Origin of the sequence: Bacillus sonorensis NBRC 101234 = KCTC 13918, from assembly GCF_001592005.1 — a bacterium.
In the GTDB taxonomy this organism is placed as follows: domain Bacteria; phylum Bacillota; class Bacilli; order Bacillales; family Bacillaceae; genus Bacillus; species Bacillus sonorensis.
Map to the genome: position 1 here is coordinate 223643 of NZ_BCVZ01000003.1, position 18131 is coordinate 241773.

Below are 18131 nucleotides of genomic sequence, written 5' to 3' on the forward strand. Positions count from 1 at the left end.
CCCTTTTTTAGGGTGTCGAAATTATATCATTTGAGTACACGGTCTGCCTTTTATCTAAAAAGTTCATATTTATGTTGATTTTGAGAACAGAATAGTGTGCTAAATTATGAGTGTAGGACCAATTACCTAACAAAAATTGGAAGGGGTGTTATTTGAATGAAAGCAGTAATAGCAACAAAAGACAAAAGTGTAGAGGTAGTAAAAAAAGAATTGCGTCCTTTAAAACATGGTGAAGCCAAAGTCAAGATGGAATACTGCGGTGTATGCCATACTGACTTACATGTTAAGAATGCTGATTTTGGTGATGTTGCAGGCGTCACTTTAGGTCATGAAGGAATAGGGATTGTAACCGAGATTGGTGAAGGCGTAACGACCTTAAAAGAGGGAGATCGCGTCTCTATTGCGTGGATGTTTGAAAGCTGTGGTCACTGTGAGTACTGCTTAACAGGTCGTGAAACACTATGCCGTGATGTGAAAAATGCCGGTTATACAGTTGATGGAGCAATGGCTGAAGAAGCAATCGTAACAGCCGATTATGCAGTAAAAGTGCCTGAAAATTTAGATCCGGCAGCAGCAAGCAGTATTACTTGTGCAGGTGTAACAACATATAAAGCAGTAAAAGTCAGTGAAATTAAGCCTGGTCAATGGATCGGTGTATTTGGTGTCGGTGGTTTGGGCAACTTAGCTGTGCAATATGCAAAGAATGTATTTAACGCTAAAGTGATTGCTTTCGATATTAACGATGAAAAATTGGAGCTTGCTGAAAGCTTAGGTGCAGATATTGTTGTAAACAGCTTAAATGAAGACCCAGTTGCTACGGCAAAAGAAGTGACAAACGGTTTAGGTCTCGATGCTACAATAATTACTGCTGTTGCTAAAACCCCTTTCAACCAAGCAATTGATGTTGTAAAAGCTGGCGCTCGAGCAGTTGCTGTTGGTTTACCCGTAGACAAGATGGATTTGGATATTCCTCGTCTTGTACTGGATGGAATTCAAGTTATAGGTTCATTAGTTGGTACTAGAGAAGACTTGAAGGAAGCTTTCCAATTTGCTGCAGAAGGCAAGGTTGTTCCTAAAGTTACAAAACGTCCAATCCAAGATGTTCATGATATTTTTGAAGAAATGGAACAGGGTAAAGTAACAGGCCGTATGGTTATAGATTTTGCTGAGTAATAATTTTAAAGTAAAAGTCCAAATCAATAAGGCTGTCGAGATGTTGTCGATAGCCTTGGGTCCCCTCTTCTTTAAAGCTATCGGCTTATGAACTGCTCGAATCGCCTATGCCAGAAGGATATCTCGTTATGGCCGATATATGCGAATCATCCTTCCAGAGTATCGAGGGTTTTGTTTTTATGGTGAAGGAGGAACTATCAGAAATATTTGAGGATGCACTTGAAGAATGGTTTCTCTCTGCATCAATTCTCATAAGCCAATACGGTGGAGATAGTGATGATCTTGAAAGGAGAGAAAAATTGTTTAGACAGCGTTTTATTGATGTGTTGAATAGAAAGGGAAGCAGTTCTCTCCTTTCAGGCGGCATTAAACGTTTCAGATTAATTCCAGTCCGGCTCCTCATGTTCAAAGCCGTAAAAACCTTTAATTTTGACGTCACCGCAGCCATCAGACACCTTAGTAATGTCTATATAATGGTTCCTTCTTGGGGTTCCTGCTACTTTGTCGGTGGCGCTAAAATCAAAATGATTTCCAGTAAACTCTTTTTCGCTTAGCGTAAAATATCTATTGCTTATTGTTATCCTCTGCAATTTAATGTTGAGAGTACATCCATCCGCATTAAATATTGTAAATCTGTAATAAGGCCAGGTTGAATAATTATCCTTATTATTACTGTCAGCCATAAAAAACCCTATGTTATCCTCAGTCATCGTAAAACTGACTTTTTTTTGATCCTTTGTGATCTTTGCCATTGAATTCTGCACATTGAAATTCAAAGCCAATAAAAATGTTAACACCGTACAAGCTAAAAATTTTTTCATGAACACCCCTCCCTATTTACCCGCATTATAACTCTTTTTCAATAAAAAGGAAATCAGAAGTTTAATTGTAAAGTGTCTTTAAGTGGTTTAGTGATGGAAGCGTCGATCGAACAAGTGAGGTCTGAAATAGAGAAGCAGTACCCCCTTCTATAGAAAACTGATAACATGAACAACTGGTGTTAATGAAGGGAAAAATGTCATTATCGGAAAAGAATTGTTTGCATTACTCGAATGTTACACCCGGATGAGTGGCCATGCCGATAATCCAAGTTGTTTGAGAGCTGTCATTATGGCTATGGTTAATTTTAAGAACATTTTATTTTTCAATTTGTTAATTTCTTCCACTTGATGTCATGCGGAGGCGAAAATATAAAAATGATCCCTTGGCTGCACTCTGCATAGTATGAAGGCAGCCAAGGCTTGTTTATTTACTTAGTGCCGGTTGAGCCGTGTCCTCCGCGATTTTCGTTGCCTAAATGATCAACTTCAACCAATTCAACTGCAGGCATCTTCTTCATGATTCTGAACTGGCAAATACGTTCTCCTTTCTTAATTTCAGTGTCTCTTAACGCATAAGCCGGGAAAAACCAGAAATCATCGTCCCCTTTGTATGACTCATCAATCACGCCCATAGAATTTGTCTGAATGATTCCAAAGTTTTTATATGTACTTGAACGAGGAACAACATGAGCTTCATATCCTTCAGGCAATTCCATCGCTACTCCAAGAGGGATCAATTTAAACTCGCCTTTTGGAATTGATACATCTTCCGCGGCTCTTAGATCAATCCAATCACCTTGTGCAATTTTTGAAATTCGTGTTTGTGTTTCATCTGAATATTTGATTTTGATTTGCAGTGACATATGTATTAGCTCCTTTATTATTTATTGCATTACCATACGGTAAGACTTGTTCTTACATCGTTTTCATCAGTTATAAATTTAACATCTTCGAATTCATTCTTTAAGGCATTTAGATAAAGCTTTTCAACAACATTTATGTCTTTGCAGTATATCGAAACATAACTACTGTCTACCAATAATAGGACAAGTTCGCATTCACTGTTCATAAACTCTTCATATGTATTGATTTGATTAACTACTTTGCCCAATGGATATGCTTGTAATTCAACGAAAATGGCATAGTACTGATTATTTCGTAAACGACTGGCTAAGTCTGCTCCTTCAATTACTGAGTTGTCTAAAAGAAATTGTTCATAATCTAACTCACCGTCTATAACGAAATAAGATTCCCCACCCATTTTCCACAAATAGTTCCCTACGTTAAATGGCTTTAATATCTTCCATAGGTAGTTTCCATATTCATTTGGTATTTGAAAACTTACTCCCCTTCTCATTAAAACTCCTTTCTAGGGTCAAAAACTGAATATGTAATTATATACTCAAACCTAATTAAAGTATAACAATCTAATAACCCTTATCTCCAGCTAAAACTTTGACGCCAGTCCCCTTTCTCATCTTCACCACTTGACCTAATACTGCATTTCATTTTATTTCCATTTTTGACGAGAAGGATTGTGACAGTGACCTCATCACTCCATACTCAGCTGCCCGTACGTAACAACAATCGCAAGAGTGGAATTTATGACAAGTAGTCCAAGTTTGATTATAATGTCTCCTGTTGCTGTTTTGCACCCATTTCCTATTGTGGTCAAGAAAAATCGAGCGATTTTATTTTCATAATCAACCAATAAAGTTAACATCTTCAGGTCTGCCCCAAACTCATTTTCTTCATATACCATGGATAATTTGATAGGTGATTTCCCAGATTGCATTAATTCATACTGCTCAGCAAACTTCTCTTCTTCAATAGCTGCAAAGAGTGATCCCGAATTTTCTCAAACAGAAGATTGAAAAGGCCTCTTGAATTTATGATGTATATGATCCCCTAGTTGTGACATCGATGAACTTCTTCTCGTTATATCAACGGTTTACTGTTGAATGATTTCAGTAAAGGTTGAATAAAAATTAGATTGAAAGCACCAACATTGATGTTAAGGAATTTATGGAACGGCTACATGCGGTTTATACTATTCTATAAGAAAGAAGGAAACGTTGATGAAAAAGCTTTGCCGTGAAGTTTGGGCAGAAGTGGATCTTGATGCCATTAAAAAAAATTTACGAGCGATTCGCCATCATATTCCAAAGAAGAGCAAAATTATGGCTGTCGTAAAAGCGAACGCTTATGGTCACGGGTCGGTCGAAGTGGCGCGCCATGCATTGGAACATGGGGCGAGTGAGCTCGCTGTTGCCAGCCTTGAGGAAGGAATCGTATTACGAAAAGCGGAGATTACAGCACCTATCCTTGTGCTTGGTTTTACACCCCTTAGATGTGTCAAAGAGTCAGCAGCATGGAATATCACGTTATCAGCATTTCAGGTTGATTGGATAAAAGAAGCGAACGAAATATTGGAAAAAGAAGCGGAGACGAACCGGTTGAATATCCATATTAATGTGGATACCGGCATGGGGCGATTAGGTGTACGGACAAAAGAAAAGCTTTCAGAAATAGTGAAAGCACTTACAGCAAGCAAATTCCTTAGATGGAAAGGAATCTTTACACATTTTTCAACAGCTGATGAGCCAGATACTACACTCACCAGACTGCAGCATGATAAGTTTATCAGTTTTCTTCGCTTTCTAAAAGATCAAGGGTTTGAGCTGCCCACCGTGCATATGAATAACACGGCTGCTTCTATCGCTTTCCCGGAGTTTAGCGCTGATATGATTCGTTTAGGTATAGGTATGTATGGGTTATATCCTTCAGAATATATAAAGCAACTCAATCTCGTTAAGCTTGTTCCTGCATTAAGTTTGAAAGCGCGTATCGCTTATGTGAAAACCATGCTGACAGAACCGCGGACCATTAGTTATGGTGCTACATACATCGCGGAGCCTGGGGAAGTAATCGCTACACTTCCGGTCGGCTATGCTGACGGTTATTCCCGCGCACTTTCCAATCGCGGGTTTGTTCTTCATCGCGGAAGACGAGTGCCGGTGGCGGGAAGAGTGACAATGGATATGATAATGGTTAGTTTAGGAGAGGGTGAAGGGAGACAAGGAGAGGAAGTTGTGATTTACGGCCGGCAAAAAGGAGCAGAGATTTCCGTTGATGAAGTGGCTGACATGCTGGATACGATTAACTATGAAGTGGTATCTACCATAAGCCGCCGCGTCCCTCGTATTTATATAAGAGATGGCGAGATTTTGAAGGTGTCGACTCCGGTATTATACGTGTAGGTTTTTAATCCCTCTTGTAATCACCTTACTTGAGGGGTTGCACAGAAGAACATCACTTTATCCAAAAAAGGAAACAAAGTGATGTTAACATCATTAGCTATTATGGTCGTATATGGTGCAACCGCCTCCCCATTCCAATCCTTGATGCAGTCACTATAAAGCTGCTGAGTGAAAGGAAGATGAAGAAGTTTACCAATAATGCGATAAAAAAATTCTGTCTCAATTGCTTGAGACAGAATTTAAAAAATAAGTTACGATTTAATCACTTATATACGTAGCAAGTACCACTGATAACTGTTACACATGTATATGTTCTAGAATAAGATTTACCTTCACTGTCTCTAAAGAAAACAGTTACAGTATTGTCGCCATTCCATTGGAATTGATATGCATCTGGATATTTATCTCGAATAGGCGTTAAATCCGGCGCCGCACTTGCAGGTAGTCCAGATACTAACAAAGCCCCGGCAACTGCAACCGCTCCCACTACTTTTTTGAATTTGTTTTTAAACATAAACACATCCCCTTTACATTTTGTTTTCCTATTAAATGCTTGTCCATTTAATAGGCATCTTGATCTTAACACTTCAAGGATGAAAAAATTGTCAAATAATGTAGAATTGAAAAATTTTTCAAAAATAATACACATATTTACATTTGTTTAATAAGGAGTGTTCCCTTTCAACCCCTCTTCCTTAACCGAAAAACAAAAGAACACCACTTTTCAGGGCGGGGTTCGCTTTAAGTATGCTTCTCTTTGCTATTATAGCGGACTTTACAATAATGCCTATTGGGTAACTCTATAAATTTATCAATAAACTCTTGGATTCCAGTGTTTCTTCTCAACCTATTTGAACACTAGTCCCCCTTTAAAAATTTCCACATTTGCTCGATAATAGATTCGAGGTGAATATTGGCATGTGGCCATTTAAGAAGAAAACTTCAGCAGGAACTTGATTTGGCATTAGAATAGAATGGACAATTTTTGACGTTTAAACCTCAACCTTCAGCTAAAATGTATTGATTACACAAGGAAGGGGCTTTATGAAAAAAATGGCAGGTTTCACTATAACGATTTTGTTTTCAAGCCTAACCTTAGGCTTGATTCAATATTTGATAACTGGCGCTTTCTCTCAAATATATTTGCTCATTGTATTTCCTTTTTATTTTTTCTTCCCTTTATTAATATTTGCGATTCCTTTGCAGTATGTTCTGAATAAAAAACCAAAAAAATTCTCGTTCGTTTATTTCCTGTTCTATTTACTCGTGTCATCGGCAGCAAACTTTTTGCTTTTTTATCTCGCAAGCATCCCTGGTTATCCGCCCTTATTTGCAAGACTTGAAATATATTTCTATAGTGTGGTTGCTGCTATTACATACTGGTTTTGGGATTCGATAGTTGCACAAAAGAAAATTACCGAGCATTAATTTTTCCTGCATCTTACTATTAAAAATACCCGCGAATTAAAACCCCTTGGCACCAGTGGTGTCAAGAGGTCGACAGATTGATACTGAGCATATACTGCTCGCACTCCCAAGGATAGACTTGTGTGCGGATTATAATCTAATAGCACGATAAAAAAAGAAGACGACGTTATGCGTCCCTCTATTTCTGACATTGTTTTCGTATAAAACACCCAGACCAAACAAAAAAATTGAAGTAATTATTGTATCAGCCGACCCAATTACGGCAAACAATATACCGCAAATGATTAAGGAGAATGATTTTACATTTGGGGTGAAGATTCTATTGCGGCATTACTTTGAAATAAGATCACTCACTCTTAACAATTTGCGGATTCAAGGAAACGGAGGCAGGATCATAAGAAGCCCCAGTTGCCGAATGTATCAGTACAAGATCGTATAAGACAAAAAGAAAGGAAAAACGCACATGTGAAGCCATCCGCTGCGGCTCTCACTCCAATAGTGCAAAGCAACGTAGTTTGAAAGAAGCTGATTTTTATTGAAGGAAAGTGAATGTTATGTTGATAATGTAAGTTTAAGTGAAGTAACTGTTGCCAATTGGGAAAGATAGGCATATAGATTAATTGGGTGTTTTCATTTTTCTCTTTTCCGCAGGTTTGCTCCACTTGAAAATTTTGTTTAAATGTTTATAAAAACTCTTACTTTCTTTTGCCATAAGTGGTCCTGCAACTGCCAGAATGAGAACATAGAGCGCGGTAAAAGGCGTTAAAATAGGATTTAATCCTGCTGTAACCCCTAAATTAGCTACGATGATAGAAAATTCTCCCCGAGCCATGATGGTTAATCCGATATTAGTAGAAGCTTTATGGGATAGCCCCGCTTTCCTTCCAGAAATCATTCCGGCCACAAAATTGCTTATTATCGTAAGTATAGCTGCACCTAGTGCCAGCCAAATGGCATCAGCTAATGTTGATGGATCAATACTTAATCCAAAACTGAAAAAGAAAATGGCCCCAAAGAAATCCCTAAATGGAACGACAAGATGTTCAATACGATCCCGATGCTCAGTCTCAGAAAAAACCAAACCTAACAATAAGGCACCAATCGCTTCTGCCACGTGAAGTGTTTCTGAAAATCCCGCAACAAAAAATAGGATCGAAAATATCACAATAATAAAAATTTCATCTGATTTTATGTTTAACCATTTATTTAATAACGAGGCTCCTTTTCGTGCGATAATAAAGAATAGTAACATATAACCAACAGAAATAAGTACAGAGGTGAAGATACCGAGAAAAGATGTAGAACCTGCAAGCAAAATTCCCGATACAGTTGTTAAAAATAAAGCCAGAAAGATATCGTCAAATAAAATAATCCCCAGTATGAGCTCTGTTTCGGGATTAGCTGTTCTTTTTAAATCGACAAGAACTTTGGCTACAATCGCACTAGAAGATACACTAAGCAGTCCAGCAATAATGAGTGTTTCCATCCAAGGCATACCTGTGACAAATCCATACAGAAGACCTAAGATAAAGTTAATGGCCACATAGATACTGCCGCCTACTACGATGTTTTGCCCTGATTTGACCAGTTTGCCAACGGAAAATTCAAGCCCTAAATAGAAAAGCAAAAAAAGTACGCCTATTCGGCCTAGGAATTGAATAATCTCCTGACTTTCGATAAATGTTAAATCAATGATCCCAATCGTCGGAGCATGTGGGCCCACAATCATCCCAAAAATAATTAGAAAGGGGATGATTGAAAACTTTAGTCTGTTTGCAACAACAGCTCCAATCGCAACTATAACAAGTGCCGTACCAACTTCAAATACTAAGTGATCCATCTATATTCTCCACTCCTTACGTTGATAGCAGCTTTTTAATTAATTCTTTAATCTGCTGTCTTTCTCCTGAAACAACTAATGTGTCGCCAGCTTCAATAACTGTATCAGATCCCGGATTGTGTGACTTTTTGCTGTTTTTTTTCTTAATAGCAATGACAGTAACTCCAAAGTTATTTCTGATATCAATTTCACCAATGGTTTTATTTACAGCGGGTGCATTGGGCTCTACTTGATACCATTCAATGATTGTATCATCAAAGGCAAATTCTACAGTTTCTAAAGCTTTAGGTTTATATGCCATACCTCCTAGTATACTTGCAATTTTTCTGGCTTCAGAATCGTTAAATGTAGCACTGACCAAAACCTCTTCATGATCGTCAGCATCAAAATGATAAATTTCTCTGCGGCCGTCATCATGGATTACAATGACCAACTTATCCTGATTTTTTGTAAAGATCTCAAACTTATATCCGATTCCCGGAAGCTCAATTTCCCGAATATTCATTTAATATTCCTCCTCTGAAAACAATAATGGATATGGATTAGGGCTTTTCTTAAGATTGACTTCAATTTTGCATTCCTTCCCCATTTTAAATTCCAAGACATTTGAACGACTCAGAAGGGCCGAATGATGAAACCGTTTTCAAAAGAAACCTCCTTCCCTATTGCCCCTTCTTACTCCGATAAATTTAGATGTGAAGACAAAAAAGAAGGTAAGATTGTTCCGAACACTTTTTTACATATTTTATAAAATTAACGCACTCAACATAATTTACATATATTGCTCAATGAGCCTCCTTTATCCATGTAACTCAATACCATTATAGTATTTATTTGTAACAATGCAAACGCCAAAGATTATGTAATTAGCCAACACTTGATTAAAGATCTTTCGACTTCCTCAGTTTTATACGATTTTCTCACGAATGCTCGCTTAATCGCAGGATTCCATCTGAATTAACGGGTAATTGCAGAGGGATTCAGGAACAGTTTAATAAACCTACAGAAGTTACATGCAAAAAGAACCTGGTTGAACACTTTAGCTCAATTTGGGATGCTGCAAATGCTAATTTGTTGTTTGTAGGACCTGACACACTATATATAAAAAAGGACACATTTCAAGTAAATAATATTTTATTTCACCCCACTCCTAATGAATGTAGTGTGTATGATTGGTTGAGACAAGGAGAAAACTCCTTGAAATTTCCCTTTATGATGATCCACCAAGTGCAGTATACTTAGCGGATGGTCAGAAAATATGGAAAATAAATAATGATGAACAGCAATTGACAAGTTGGAATTTATAAAAACAGCCCTCTCTTCAATTTTAGCCTTTGTTTTCGGCTCGTAAATGCCGTCAGCAGAGCAAAACGTTCATGGATTGAAAAAAAGAGCCCAACTCTTTAAGAAGGACTCTTTCAATATGTGACAAATTTTATTTAAACCAAGCTTTTCTTAAATTGTTGTTAAAATTAGCATCATTAAAAGGAACATTGGCTTTGCCAAAGCTGATTGTATTAAGAGCATGTCTTGCAGCAGGGGTCAGATCATCCCGTCCAATCAGCGGTTGCATGCCGCTTTTTATGCTATCAACATACAAGCCATGATGTAGCGGGGCTTGAGGAGCATCATATGCAGGAATGTACCATTTTAGACAAAAAGAACTGCTTCACGCTCTGGGCTACTATCAGCTAAACTCTTCATAATGAACCTCTATATCTCTCGCTGCTTCTGGATAGAGGTATTCTATGACGGAATTCTAGCAATGAAAAATAGATAAGAACATCCTGATTTTCTTCCATATAGCGATCTCTTGTTTAACCTCAGATTTCATCTTTTCGGCTTCATCAAGCCAGTTGTTTTTAAGAGCAATCTTTCTAATACTTAGATTCTTGAAAACTCTTTGTACTATACTTTTGAAATTTTTAGTATTGAAAACATGAATTTTCCTACATTTTAATTTAAAACTGCTATTTTATTCAGACTCCTTCTCATAGCTGTTTTTGTTATTAACTGTTGACTTTAGACTCTCCCTTTTTAATTACGTCTTTACTCAATAAAACGATATCTCCTCATAGTCAATATCATCGATCAGGTGTCCAACAGCTGCAATGCGCTCATCTTCCAATTGCTTGATAAACTTTATATAATACGTTTCCCACTCGCTCTTTGCTTCAGTGCAGTCAGCAACAATGTCAAAGAAATTCCGAATTCCCCCTCTTAATTCTTCATAAAATACAATTTTAGCAAAAATAGCCAATTCAAAATTTCCAAACGTAGCAAAAAGTGCGTCATATTCGTCGTCAAACAGACATCCCGAATTTAGCAAATCCAGATAATCATGAAGTGAAACAAAATGATCGCGAATCAGTGATATTTTTTCTGTTATGTTTTCACTTCCCATGATGCAATCCACCAATTTCCGAATTTCAATATCACTCATACGATCATTTTCATTTAACATTAACGCCATTGGTTTTTCGCTCTCTTCAATTTCCCTGATGATCAACATTTTGAAGCTATCAATTTCCGCAGCGTTATTTACCCTTTGAATAAATTCATCACGATACAAATTGATATAACTGGTAAGCGTTTGATCCGTTTGTAAATCCCTCTGTAACCGATCAAATGCTTCGTTAATCAAATTTGCCCTTTTATCTGCATGGCAATCACTTAACAACCGACTCAACCTGTCATATTGAACTTCAGAAATTCTGACTTGATTGGCGCCACCCCCGGATAGCAGTGAAAAAACAGCATTGTTTATCATTAACTCAAAAATATTAAAAAGTTCAATGCGATAATTAAAGCGGCATATTCTCCCGAAGTTTGTCAAGACATACATTAAATCCTGATGGTTAAAAAAGTGACAGAATCTCGTTTCTATTAGCAGTCGTTCTAAATACTGTTTAATATAAAAAACACCTTGAAGTTGCATATTGTCAATGGCTAAAGGATAGTCAATGCTCGCCATTGTGTTTTGAGCTTCAAAAATAATATTATAATTGTTCATAAATACAGGTAACGATTCGTCAATAGTTAAATTATAAGCATCAACAGGAACATCTAATTTCATTTTTTTCACGTCTTGATACAATTGTTTAGTTTCTTCAAAATAATGGTGAAGTAATTCGACACCTTTGGTATATATATTTTTTACACTATCAGAACGCAAATGCACTACAACCTCTTCAGGTTTCTCAAAATGGAGAGCATAAGCATCCATTGCATACATGAGGGAAACCATAATCCCTTCCGCCGTTTCCGTTGTCACTGACGTACTTTCCCCTTGGGTATACTGACCTATCAATCGTTGCAGGATTTGCATCATCTCTACCTGTATCTGGCAAGCTTTCTCACTGGTAATAGCTCCAACATTTTGGCCTTCTTTTAGAAGTGACAACATATATTGACTTTGCTTTAGCTTTGATTTATCAATAGTAAAATTTGATACCGAATCATAACGATTTAAAGTGTTATCTAAGTCCATGTTATTCATCACCTTTATATAAAGACTCACTTCTTATCTTATCCCTTCTGAAACTATCCGCGAATTCCTCCATGTTACTTCTTAATAACTCTAAAGACCCGGCAGAAGGCCCGTTAAAACACTCCATCATCTGATGAATCAGTTTCATGTCCCCAATCTTATCTTCTGTTTCATTTCTAAGATAATAAAAAATCTCCTGAAGCTCGTTTAACGTTTCAACATAATTATCCTCATCCGTATAGGGGGAGGCAGCAAACACCTCAATTAATTCCTTTAATACTTCAATCCCCAGTTCTATACGTCCATGATCATGAAGCACTTTATTTCTAAAAACCATTAACGTTTTTATATCGTTGGGCGTTAAAATCAGGCCATGCTCTTTTGTTTTTTCATTTAATTCAAGTAGTTCGACTATTGGTTTAGATTGGGGAGATAATTGAATGGAATTCAAAATCCGAGATAAGTTCATAACCTCTCTTCCTTTCAAAAGCATTTTTTTAAAAAAAACATTGACTTTTTATATCTTTTGTGTTATAATAAAATTGGACTCTTTTAGTCCGTAAACAATAATTTATTCTATTTACTTAAATATGTCAATAGTTGTTTTTCATCAGTATTGTTTCTTTCCCTCTTAAAGGCTACAAGATACGATTCGGCTTTTTTATTCCTCAAAAACATTTTTAATTCCCTTCAAGAGTTTTCCGTCTTTTGCAAAATTACGTTTTACCTCCAAAATTTTTATCTCCTTATACTCCATTCTGTTTAAAATTGTTTTTTATCCTACCTGCTCTACATCATTCAAGTTAAACCATTAAATCATAATTGGATTATCAGGGTTTGGTTTATCATATTTTTCAAATTCGTTTTTCTTTATATTTATATTATTTTTAATTAGTTTATAAAGTTGTATGTATTAGTCTGCGAAGGGTTTGGGAAGGTACAGACCAAATTAAGACAGTGAAAGCAGTTTTAAATATTGATCAGCATCCCAAGGTTTTCATATGTTTATTCTTTTGAAGTAATTCAGATAATGTAAAAGGTCCCTGATCAATTGTATACGCTAGGTATTCTTTATGTTTAAAATTATTTGCAGCTCTTGCATTGCATGAAACAAAACCTTTAGTATAACCGTTACCCTTTATCTTCCTTGTTTATGATTGGGGCTGCTATGAAGACGATTCTATTATGAGAGATTACGTTGAGTGGGGTCATTTCGTTCCTGCTGAGTATGAAGAAATTACAGGTAGAAGCTATGATAAACCATTCATTAATGTCAGTGTGGATTTGGGAACGTGTGTGACACCAAAAGGTGTTTTTTATTTTGGATTTAAAAGGAGGAATTATGATGACAACGCAAAAATTAACGCTCAGTCATATTAAAGAGGATAATAAGAAATATAATGAAAAGCAAAGAATCGAATTGAATGATCAATATCATACTTGCATTTATCCGAATTACAATAATACTCTCCTGAAAGACTTGAGATCCAATCAAAAAAAGGAGTTAAAACTGATTTAGGTGCTGGAGATTTAGCTTATCTCTATATGTTAAATGATATCAGAAGAGATGAATGTTAAACAGGTCATGAAGGATGTCGATTTACACTACATCCTTCCCTTCTGCTTTTCGTGAATACGAAATAAAAAAAGAGCAGTCTCATCAACTGCTCCTAAATGCTATGTGTATTATTCTATGATCTCCGCTTCTATGTGAGGCAACGTAATCTGATATCCTATGTATAGGAACCTTGAATTGTCCGGCATTCAATAATCTTATTAATTATTCAATCGTTCCTCTAAATCATGAATCCTTCGTTCAACTCAGAGAACTTCTTGTCGTTGTATCTATGATCACGTTCAATGTTCTTATTGATTAGTTTAAGCATGGATATGACTTCTTCAGGCTCGTTTTCTTCAATGCGTGTTAATGTTTTGTCGATTGTATCTAAACGCTCATTTACGCTTTTGAAGCCTTCTTTCATTTCCTTTTGCATTTCGTAGATCGCTTGCAAAACTTGATTATCCATTTCGTTCACCTCTTTCTATTGATTATATCATCATTGTAATGGTTTTGTTTAATCTTTTTTGGAGTGTTCCCCCCGCTGCTCGATTTTCAGAAGAAATCATGTCTGTCAATTTGACAGGTATTATAAGTTGAAAAGTCCACTGTCGGTTTTACCGACGGCGGGTACAGCAAACAGAAATTCAGTTTGCAGGTAAAAATACCGCCTTGCGTTTAAGGATGACGATTTAAACTGCACCTTTCCCTTCTGCTTAAGATAAACATTCCTGAGAAAGAAAATTGTGGTATAATTAGGCATATTGTTTGATGAGGTGGTTTGATGAATAATAAAGCTTTATTTTATATGGAGTATTGACAGCTTTCTTCCATTTTATGGATGGAGAGTTTTTGCTGTGATACTCACCATATTAGGAATATCACTTTTGGCAACTGAGCCTTTTTGAATGCGAAATAAACAACTAGCCAATAAATTTAGAAATGATGTTGAAATTCTTAAACAATACGATTCAGACTTCAATGCCGATGGTTCTTTTACTAATTACAATAAAAAAATTTCGCTCAATGAGTTCAAGCGTATTTTAAAACTTTATAAACGAAATGAACAGAATGAACTTGTTGAGTTCTCCTACCCTTTTTCACAAATAGTTGAGTCATCAATTGCATTAAACTTGGCATTGTTTATATACATTAAAAAGAAATAGACCATCCCTTGTGTTTATGGAAAAATTAAAGGGCGGTCTATATTTTATTACTTTAATTATCCGCTTACAGTTTTTACTTCCACATGCTTTTTTGAAAAATGTGTATCAGAAGACAGCCTTTTCAGCAACTTGAACATGTTCACCTTGTTGGATTGCAATCTTTCCAGTAGATACTCCGAAAGCAACCAGACCAGCTAAGATGACCGTAGAAGCAATGGCAATTGTCTTTTTCATTTTAATTCCTCCGTCATTTTTAGAATTTGATCCCTTGCGTGAATACATTTTTCAAGAAACTTAGCCGTGTTTGTAATATCATCCGATTTTTTGAAGTAGCATCCCACTTCTAGTGTTAATTCTGCTACATCGTTCCATAACCCCATCTGCTCTAAAGTGTCAAGGGAATCCGCTAATACACTTTCATTGTACTCATCGTACAAAGTGTTAACAAGAGTAAATTTCGCCAAATATTCCTTATCCCCTTCTTTTTCTGCACGATTTAATCCTTTTTTTAACCATTCCCTTGCTTCTTCAATATGTCCAGATTTGTACAAAACGTGAGTTAGATTGTAAATAGCTTTTAACCCATTATAAGTATGAGCATATTCATCAATTAGTAAAGCGTTTTTAAAACAGTCTTCTGCTTCAGAAAGCATATTTCTTCTAATATAAAAAATTCCCAGATTATGATAAACCTTTCCCACTGAGTTGGGGATACCCACTGTTTTGGCAATGTTTAATGCGTGTTCGTAATGTTTGTATGCTGCTTCATAGCGGAATAAATCCAGCTTGTTTGCTCCGAGAATCATTTCACTGCTGACTGTACGATGGGCATAGTCGTCATATTCGCGAAATACAGCCAAGGCTTTTTCTGCATACGCCAACGAGAAAAAGTATTGATCAATATGATAATAGGATATGGCTAAATGATAATAGAATTCTGCTTTTTCAATTTCATCCTCAATTTTCACAAGTTTATCCTCAGCTAATTTATAATAATTAATTGCTTCAATGTATTTCTTTTTGGAAAACATGTATTGACCAGAGAAAAACAAGAAGTAATACTGCAACATGTCATCAGTTTTCTGCATTTCGGGACTTTTCTGAATCTTCTCGAGAATACTGCCAGATGATTTGAACATATCTAACAACAGTTTATGACGAGAATCTAAGAGATTATAATAAAGAAGCAAGTTCTGATTTTCTTCCATGTCTTCTAGCATGTTGTTAATTTCTTCTTTTATTTTCACTGCATTTTCAATTTCACGCTTCTTAATCATCGTATACCATTGATTAATCTTATTAGCTACTTCTTGATATGCAATTTTTGTTTTTGCCAATCCCTTTCATCCTTTCTTTTATGGTTCACGAAACAAATTTTATAATCATCTGTATTATCGCAAAATTCAGAATGATTCGAAATATTTTTGTTTAAATTTGTAAAACGATGTCGTTTTTCATAACAATTCTTTTTTAAACCCTTAAACTCTCTTCCTTTTCTTTGATTAGATCAGTACGCTGAGCTTTCCCAAGCTTAGTAAACAGCAGGATACCAATTCCAGCAAGGATCTCAATTAATCCACCGAAAGCAATTACTTTTCCTGCACCAAATACAGTTGCAGCATATCCCCCTACTAATGCACCTAAAGGAATCATGACATACGAAATCATACTAATAATTGAATAAACCTGTGGCTGATCGTCATCATTAACAGACATTTGAATAATGGTGTGTTCAGGAACATTAATTGCGCTAATTGTGGCTCCTAATGCAAAGGCGGCTAGAAATAATAAAGGCAAAAGGGAGTTCATTCCTGTGACAAAAAAAGCTACACCTTCTACAATTCCGGCTGTGACAAACAACAGACCATATCGATTTACTTTAACCTTTGCCAAAACGTAACCTAATAAAAATGCTCCACCAGCAGTTGTGACTTTGATTAAAGAATGAATGATTGGATCACCATTTAGTTCCTCAGCTATATAGACTGCCGAAAGTGCTTCCCAAGGTGCAGAGGCTAAATTAGAGAAAACGCAATAAATAGCTAATGGAAACAAAATATGGTGATTTCGGACAAGAGTAAAACCTCTTCTTAGTTTTTTCAAATATGTATCCTTTCGCTTTGACTCTTCAACTTTCTGTTTATTGTTTTCTTTCATGCTATATTTAATAAAGAGAACTAAACTTGCTGAAATCATATAAAGTGGGAATGTAATCAACGTAGCTTGCGCTGCCCCAATTGCGACAATAAGCACACCACAAAGGGTAACTGCAACAAGCCTAACGACATGTTCTGACGATTGCATGATTGCATTTGCTTTTTGAATGAAATCTCGTTTTACAATTTTCGGAATTAATGAAACAGATGCAGGATTATAGGATGCTCCTGTGGCTGAATGAACAAGCATAAGCAAAATGATAAACCATAATGGCGAAAAACCGCTGAAATAGAATATTGGAATCATTAGCATGATCGACGCTCTTGTTAAATCAGCAAAGAACATCCAAAATTTTAATGAATATGTTCTCATGAGAGGAGTAATAATTGGCCCCAACAGGGCTTGTGGAAGAAAAGACACCGCCAAGAGCAGAGCTGTACCAATCGCGCCCTTCCCTTCATAAATCAAAAACCACAGAATCGTATTAACAGCAAAGCAATCTGCGGTTATCTTCACCAATTTAGAGCAAAAAAGAAAGGTGAAGTTTTTTTGCCATACGGTATTACCACTATCCATTTTTCATAAATCCCCCTTACAAAAATCCCTCTTTTTTACAGTGGTTATTTTATAAGCATATCCTATTTTTAGTTAACTGGTCAATGTCAGGAGGGAATAATTAAGGAAAAGTTTATGTTAAATGGACTCTTAATCGGTACTCGGTAATGGAAAATGATGTTCACAGCTCCTGCAATTTATTCTTCATATGCAACTTTAACGAGCTACCTCGCCTCCCCTTCTTCAGTTCTTATATAATAAGGATACTCTACAAACATGTCATCACATATGATCCTTCTTGGATTTTTGCTTTTTCTTTTCTCAAATAATGATTAAGTTGTTTTATTATCGAAAAAACTTTCTTAACTTTTCCTCATAAATTCAACAAGCTCTGTGCTTTTATCTGAATCTGCTTTCTTCATCCTTGTTCTATTGCATGAATACAAAGATTAATAATGATTTTTTCGTGGATAAGTTCATCTCAAATAATAGGTTTCATACCCTATTACCTCGTTAACCGAATATATGTTATACATCAATTTAACAGGTTCCAAACAAAAAAGCCCTTACTTGGGGTAATACCACGTAGCTGACACCACTCGAAAAACTCATTGATAAAAATATAAGAACCCTCCGGATCCGGAGAGTTCTTTTTATGAGTGATAAATGCAGCTGTAGCAACC

Annotated in this window: 17 protein-coding genes and 4 pseudogenes; 6 read left to right on the forward strand and 15 right to left on the reverse strand. The window is 36.2% G+C overall.

The window, feature by feature from the left end:
- The first annotated feature begins 156 nt into the window (after positions 1-156).
- Complete coding sequence (adhP, locus tag BTR1S_RS06480; RefSeq protein ID WP_006636991.1) at positions 157-1173, forward strand: alcohol dehydrogenase AdhP; 1017 nt, start codon at positions 157-159, stop codon at positions 1171-1173.
- 380 nt (positions 1174-1553) lie between these two features.
- On the opposite strand, the gene BTR1S_RS06485 is transcribed toward adhP, so the two are convergent.
- The 3 genes from BTR1S_RS06485 to BTR1S_RS06495 all read right to left on the reverse strand — a co-directional run bounded on the left by BTR1S_RS06485 (position 1554) and on the right by BTR1S_RS06495 (position 3351).
- Positions 1554-1994: a hypothetical protein gene (locus BTR1S_RS06485; protein ID WP_006636990.1), complete on the reverse strand. Its 441-nt coding sequence runs from the start codon at positions 1992-1994 to the stop codon at positions 1554-1556.
- Between the two features lie 428 nt (positions 1995-2422).
- A complete protein-coding gene (locus BTR1S_RS06490; protein ID WP_006636989.1) occupies positions 2423-2857 on the reverse strand; it encodes a dUTP diphosphatase in 435 nt (144 codons plus the stop codon).
- Positions 2858-2886: 29 nt separating this feature from the next.
- Positions 2887-3351: a DUF2691 family protein gene (locus BTR1S_RS06495; RefSeq protein WP_029418887.1), complete on the reverse strand. Its 465-nt coding sequence runs from the start codon at positions 3349-3351 to the stop codon at positions 2887-2889.
- Between the two features lie 721 nt (positions 3352-4072).
- Here BTR1S_RS06495 and alr point away from each other — a divergent pair.
- A complete protein-coding gene (gene alr, locus BTR1S_RS06505) occupies positions 4073-5254 on the forward strand; it encodes an alanine racemase (protein WP_029418889.1) in 1182 nt (393 codons plus the stop codon).
- A 262-nt stretch (positions 5255-5516) separates the two neighbouring features.
- On the opposite strand, the gene BTR1S_RS06510 is transcribed toward alr, so the two are convergent.
- On the reverse strand, positions 5517-5768 hold the full coding sequence (locus BTR1S_RS06510; protein WP_006636985.1) for a hypothetical protein: 252 nt from the start codon (positions 5766-5768) through the stop codon (positions 5517-5519).
- A gap of 530 nt (positions 5769-6298) precedes the next feature.
- On the opposite strand from BTR1S_RS06510, the gene BTR1S_RS06515 reads away from it, so the two are divergent.
- On the forward strand, positions 6299-6682 hold the full coding sequence (locus BTR1S_RS06515) for a UPF0715 family protein (protein WP_029418890.1): 384 nt from the start codon (positions 6299-6301) through the stop codon (positions 6680-6682).
- Between the two features lie 616 nt (positions 6683-7298).
- Here the strand turns inward: BTR1S_RS06515 and BTR1S_RS06520 are convergent.
- Together BTR1S_RS06520 and BTR1S_RS06525 are read right to left on the reverse strand one after the other, a co-directional pair.
- Positions 7299-8522, reverse strand: coding sequence for a cation:proton antiporter (locus BTR1S_RS06520; RefSeq protein WP_006636983.1), 1224 nt, complete (start codon positions 8520-8522; stop codon positions 7299-7301).
- A gap of 16 nt (positions 8523-8538) precedes the next feature.
- Positions 8539-9027, reverse strand: coding sequence for a cation:proton antiporter regulatory subunit (locus BTR1S_RS06525; protein ID WP_006636982.1), 489 nt, complete (start codon positions 9025-9027; stop codon positions 8539-8541).
- Between the two features lie 608 nt (positions 9028-9635).
- On the opposite strand from BTR1S_RS06525, the pseudogene BTR1S_RS23125 reads away from it, so the two are divergent.
- A pseudogene (locus BTR1S_RS23125) lies at positions 9636-9829 on the forward strand (YxxD family cognate immunity protein YxxD); the annotation flags it as partial.
- Positions 9830-9957: 128 nt separating this feature from the next.
- On the opposite strand, the pseudogene BTR1S_RS21710 reads toward BTR1S_RS23125, so the two are convergent.
- The 5 genes and pseudogenes from BTR1S_RS21710 to BTR1S_RS23770 all read right to left on the reverse strand — a co-directional run.
- Positions 9958-10137, reverse strand: a pseudogene (locus tag BTR1S_RS21710) (NPP1 family protein); the annotation flags it as partial.
- A gap of 85 nt (positions 10138-10222) precedes the next feature.
- Complete coding sequence (locus tag BTR1S_RS22750) at positions 10223-10324, reverse strand: response regulator aspartate phosphatase (RefSeq protein ID WP_224254503.1); 102 nt, start codon at positions 10322-10324, stop codon at positions 10223-10225.
- Between the two features lie 251 nt (positions 10325-10575).
- Positions 10576-12012, reverse strand: coding sequence for a DUF6179 domain-containing protein (locus BTR1S_RS06530; RefSeq protein WP_006636981.1), 1437 nt, complete (start codon positions 12010-12012; stop codon positions 10576-10578).
- 1 nt (position 12013) lies between these two features.
- Positions 12014-12481 carry a DUF6323 family protein gene (locus BTR1S_RS06535; protein WP_006636980.1) on the reverse strand — a complete coding sequence of 156 codons (468 nt, stop codon included), beginning with the start codon at positions 12479-12481 and terminating at the stop codon, positions 12014-12016.
- A gap of 544 nt (positions 12482-13025) precedes the next feature.
- A pseudogene (locus BTR1S_RS23770) lies at positions 13026-13157 on the reverse strand (YonV C-terminus-related protein); the annotation flags it as partial.
- On the opposite strand from BTR1S_RS23770, the pseudogene BTR1S_RS21715 reads away from it, so the two are divergent.
- Positions 13153-13317: pseudogene (locus tag BTR1S_RS21715) on the forward strand (XkdX family protein); the annotation flags it as partial. The pseudogenes BTR1S_RS23770 and BTR1S_RS21715 sit on opposite strands and share 5 nt — an antisense overlap.
- Before the next feature lie 40 nt (positions 13318-13357).
- Positions 13358-13531: a hypothetical protein gene (locus tag BTR1S_RS21720; protein ID WP_224254501.1), complete on the forward strand. Its 174-nt coding sequence runs from the start codon at positions 13358-13360 to the stop codon at positions 13529-13531.
- A gap of 277 nt (positions 13532-13808) precedes the next feature.
- Here BTR1S_RS21720 and BTR1S_RS06540 read toward each other — a convergent pair whose 3' ends face one another.
- The 4 genes from BTR1S_RS06540 to BTR1S_RS06555 all read right to left on the reverse strand — a co-directional run bounded on the left by BTR1S_RS06540 (position 13809) and on the right by BTR1S_RS06555 (position 17469).
- Positions 13809-14039: a hypothetical protein gene (locus BTR1S_RS06540; protein WP_006636979.1), complete on the reverse strand. Its 231-nt coding sequence runs from the start codon at positions 14037-14039 to the stop codon at positions 13809-13811.
- An 802-nt stretch (positions 14040-14841) separates the two neighbouring features.
- Positions 14842-14970 carry a hypothetical protein gene (locus BTR1S_RS23130; protein ID WP_255131167.1) on the reverse strand — a complete coding sequence of 43 codons (129 nt, stop codon included), beginning with the start codon at positions 14968-14970 and terminating at the stop codon, positions 14842-14844.
- Positions 14967-16073, reverse strand: coding sequence for a Rap family tetratricopeptide repeat protein (locus BTR1S_RS06550; protein ID WP_006636977.1), 1107 nt, complete (start codon positions 16071-16073; stop codon positions 14967-14969). The genes BTR1S_RS23130 and BTR1S_RS06550 overlap by 4 nt, the downstream gene beginning before the upstream one ends.
- A gap of 133 nt (positions 16074-16206) precedes the next feature.
- The gene (locus tag BTR1S_RS06555) at positions 16207-17469 is read right to left on the reverse strand and encodes an MFS transporter (protein WP_029418892.1); all 1263 of its coding nucleotides are present in this window, start codon (positions 17467-17469) and stop codon (positions 16207-16209) included.
- Between the last annotated feature and the right edge of the window lie 662 nt (positions 17470-18131).

Excerpts from the sequence above, each read along its gene's own strand:
- adhP (WP_006636991.1), top strand. The coding sequence starts at position 157 with ATGAAAGCAGTAATAGCAACAAAAGACAAAAGTGTAGAGGTAGTAAAA.
- BTR1S_RS06485 (WP_006636990.1), bottom strand. The coding sequence starts at position 1,994 with ATGAAAAAATTTTTAGCTTGTACGGTGTTAACATTTTTATTGGCTTTG.
- BTR1S_RS06490 (WP_006636989.1), bottom strand. The coding sequence starts at position 2,857 with ATGTCACTGCAAATCAAAATCAAATATTCAGATGAAACACAAACACGA.
- BTR1S_RS06495 (WP_029418887.1), bottom strand. The coding sequence starts at position 3,351 with ATGAGAAGGGGAGTAAGTTTTCAAATACCAAATGAATATGGAAACTAC.
- alr (WP_029418889.1), top strand. The coding sequence starts at position 4,073 with ATGAAAAAGCTTTGCCGTGAAGTTTGGGCAGAAGTGGATCTTGATGCC.
- BTR1S_RS06510 (WP_006636985.1), bottom strand. The coding sequence starts at position 5,768 with ATGTTTAAAAACAAATTCAAAAAAGTAGTGGGAGCGGTTGCAGTTGCC.
- BTR1S_RS06515 (WP_029418890.1), top strand. The coding sequence starts at position 6,299 with ATGAAAAAAATGGCAGGTTTCACTATAACGATTTTGTTTTCAAGCCTA.
- BTR1S_RS06520 (WP_006636983.1), bottom strand. The coding sequence starts at position 8,522 with ATGGATCACTTAGTATTTGAAGTTGGTACGGCACTTGTTATAGTTGCG.
- BTR1S_RS06525 (WP_006636982.1), bottom strand. The coding sequence starts at position 9,027 with ATGAATATTCGGGAAATTGAGCTTCCGGGAATCGGATATAAGTTTGAG.
- BTR1S_RS22750 (WP_224254503.1), bottom strand. The coding sequence starts at position 10,324 with ATGGAAGAAAATCAGGATGTTCTTATCTATTTTTCATTGCTAGAATTC.
- BTR1S_RS06530 (WP_006636981.1), bottom strand. The coding sequence starts at position 12,012 with ATGGACTTAGATAACACTTTAAATCGTTATGATTCGGTATCAAATTTT.
- BTR1S_RS06535 (WP_006636980.1), bottom strand. The coding sequence starts at position 12,481 with ATGAACTTATCTCGGATTTTGAATTCCATTCAATTATCTCCCCAATCT.
- BTR1S_RS21720 (WP_224254501.1), top strand. The coding sequence starts at position 13,358 with ATGACAACGCAAAAATTAACGCTCAGTCATATTAAAGAGGATAATAAG.
- BTR1S_RS06540 (WP_006636979.1), bottom strand. The coding sequence starts at position 14,039 with ATGGATAATCAAGTTTTGCAAGCGATCTACGAAATGCAAAAGGAAATG.
- BTR1S_RS23130 (WP_255131167.1), bottom strand. The coding sequence starts at position 14,970 with ATGAAAAAGACAATTGCCATTGCTTCTACGGTCATCTTAGCTGGTCTG.
- BTR1S_RS06555 (WP_029418892.1), bottom strand. The coding sequence starts at position 17,469 with ATGGATAGTGGTAATACCGTATGGCAAAAAAACTTCACCTTTCTTTTT.